This is a genomic window from Microbacterium sp. Bi128 (genome assembly GCF_918698205.1).
Genome location: NZ_CAKKMM010001072.1, coordinates 1 through 1,777, shown reverse-complemented (window position 1 = coordinate 1,777; position 1,777 = coordinate 1). Strand labels below are relative to the sequence as shown.

Annotated in this window: 3 protein-coding genes; 2 read left to right on the top strand and 1 reads right to left on the bottom strand. The window is 62.9% G+C overall.

What is annotated here, in order from left to right; all coding sequences use genetic code 11:
* A partial coding sequence (locus LQV45_RS29860; protein ID WP_230010775.1) for a class II glutamine amidotransferase occupies positions 1–511 on the bottom strand: 511 nt, incomplete at its 3' end.
* A 312-nt stretch (positions 512–823) separates the two neighbouring features.
* Between LQV45_RS29860 and LQV45_RS29855 the strand changes: the two genes are divergently transcribed.
* Complete coding sequence (locus LQV45_RS29855; protein ID WP_028276752.1) at positions 824–1,237, top strand: hypothetical protein; 414 nt, start codon at positions 824–826, stop codon at positions 1,235–1,237.
* 94 nt (positions 1,238–1,331) lie between these two features.
* Positions 1,332–1,718, top strand: coding sequence for an SHOCT domain-containing protein (locus tag LQV45_RS29850; RefSeq protein ID WP_230010772.1), 387 nt, complete (start codon positions 1,332–1,334; stop codon positions 1,716–1,718).
* Positions 1,719–1,777: the final 59 nt, after the last annotated feature.

Below are 1,777 nucleotides of genomic sequence, written 5' to 3'. Positions count from 1 at the left end.
CAATCAGTCCAACCGCGGCAGCTACGGCCGCCCTCGGGTCCTGCTCCAGCCCGAAGGTCAGGGCGAGGAAGAAGAAGAGCTCTGAGTCCGTGGCTCCCTCGATCAGCGGAAAGAGCGATGGCTCAACGGCCATGGCCAAGTCGCGCTTCACCGTCGGGAACTCCCGGATGAGTCCGTTGTGCATCCACAGCCAGCTGCCGTGGCGGAATGGATGGCAGTTGGTCTGTTGGACCGCCGATCCGGTCGAGGCCCGAATATGCGCGAAGACCCGGCCGGCCGACGCCTGGGCCGACAACTCGCGGAGGTTGCGGTCATTCCACGCGGGCTCCGTGCTGTGGAACAACCCGGGATACGGCGCGGATCCGTACCAGCCCACGCCGAAGCCGTCCCCGTTGGTGGTTTCAACGCCCATTCGAGCGTGCTTGCTCTGCATCACGAGCGAGTTGGTCGGTTTGTACAACAGCTCCTCCAGTTGCACCGGCGAACCCGAATACGCTAGCCAACGACACATGGCATCCTCCCTCAGTTGTGGACTGCAGTCCATCACGGCGACGGAGCGGGCACATCATCACCCCGGGGTGATTCGGGCCGCGGGGTGGGAGGTAATGGGGTCCCACCCGTGTTCGATAGTTCCGGCGTCGCGTCCCCGCTGGTCAGCGGCATGCCTGGCACGGAGAGCCGCGTGAAAGGATCACCCGCGGCGGGTGACGCGCAAGCGGGCCCCTCACCCAACACTGGTGGTACCTGCCAGTGATTGGGCTGCCAGGCGAAAGCCCATGGAGAGGTGAGTCCAATGTCGACACCAAAACCAGTCCTCGCGCGAATGTCTGCGCTCGGGGCGGCGGTTGCGCTGCTCGCCGGCTGCGCCACCTCGGGACCCAGCAGCAGCCCCAGCGCGAGCCCGACGGCGAGCGTTTCACCGGTTTGCGCTGCGGCCACTGGGTTTTCAACAGCCCTGACGAATTTCAAGGACTCCCTCAAGCCAGGCGCCACGATCGGCCAGATCCAGGCGGCCCGTGATCAGGTGCGGAAGAGCTACGACGATCTGGTCAACGCGGCCAGCGACGCGGCCAAAGATCGGGTGGATGCCGTTAAAGCTGCCCAACAGAAGTTCACCTCTGCTGTGAACTCCGTTCCCGACGACGCCACCCTGACGCAGGCGGCCAACTCGCTCAAGGACGAAGCCGCGAACGTGCAGGCCGCCATCAGCGATCTCTCGAATGACGCCAAGTGCTAGCCCGGGCCTTCCGGGATATCCGCGGTGAAACCCATTCCCATCCAAGGCTGCGTTCGTAGGCGACGCCGCACCAAGCGAAAGTAGGGAAGCCAAAATGAATTTCTTCGAGAACTTTTGGGATATTCTCTGGTGGTTGTTCATCTTCTATGCGATTATCGCCTTCCTGTATGCAGTGTTCATGGTGATCGGCGACCTCTTCCGCGACGACGAACTCAGTGGCTGGTGGAAAGCCGTCTGGATCGTCCTTCTGGTCTTCATACCGTTCCTGACCGTGCTGGCATACATGATTGCCCGGGGCAAGGGCATGGCGGAGCGGTCAATGGCGCGGGCCCGCAAATCCCAGCAGGAAACCGATGCCTACATCCGCAGTGTCGCCACGGCCAGCCCCACCGAGGAGATCGCCAAAGCCAAAGCACTCATGGACGCGGGAACCATCAGTGCGGAGGAGTTTGCCCAGATCAAGAGCAAGATCGTCGTCTGACTCCGGGTTGAGGCGCGAGGAGCAGGCCTGGCCAACTCGCTATTCATGAGGCCATGAGG

Bases quoted from the DNA above. Each gene is read 5' to 3' on its own strand.
- LQV45_RS29855 (WP_028276752.1), top strand. From the start codon at position 824: ATGTCTGCGCTCGGGGCGGCGGTTGCGCTGCTCGCCGGCTGCGCCACC.
- LQV45_RS29850 (WP_230010772.1), top strand. From the start codon at position 1,332: ATGAATTTCTTCGAGAACTTTTGGGATATTCTCTGGTGGTTGTTCATC.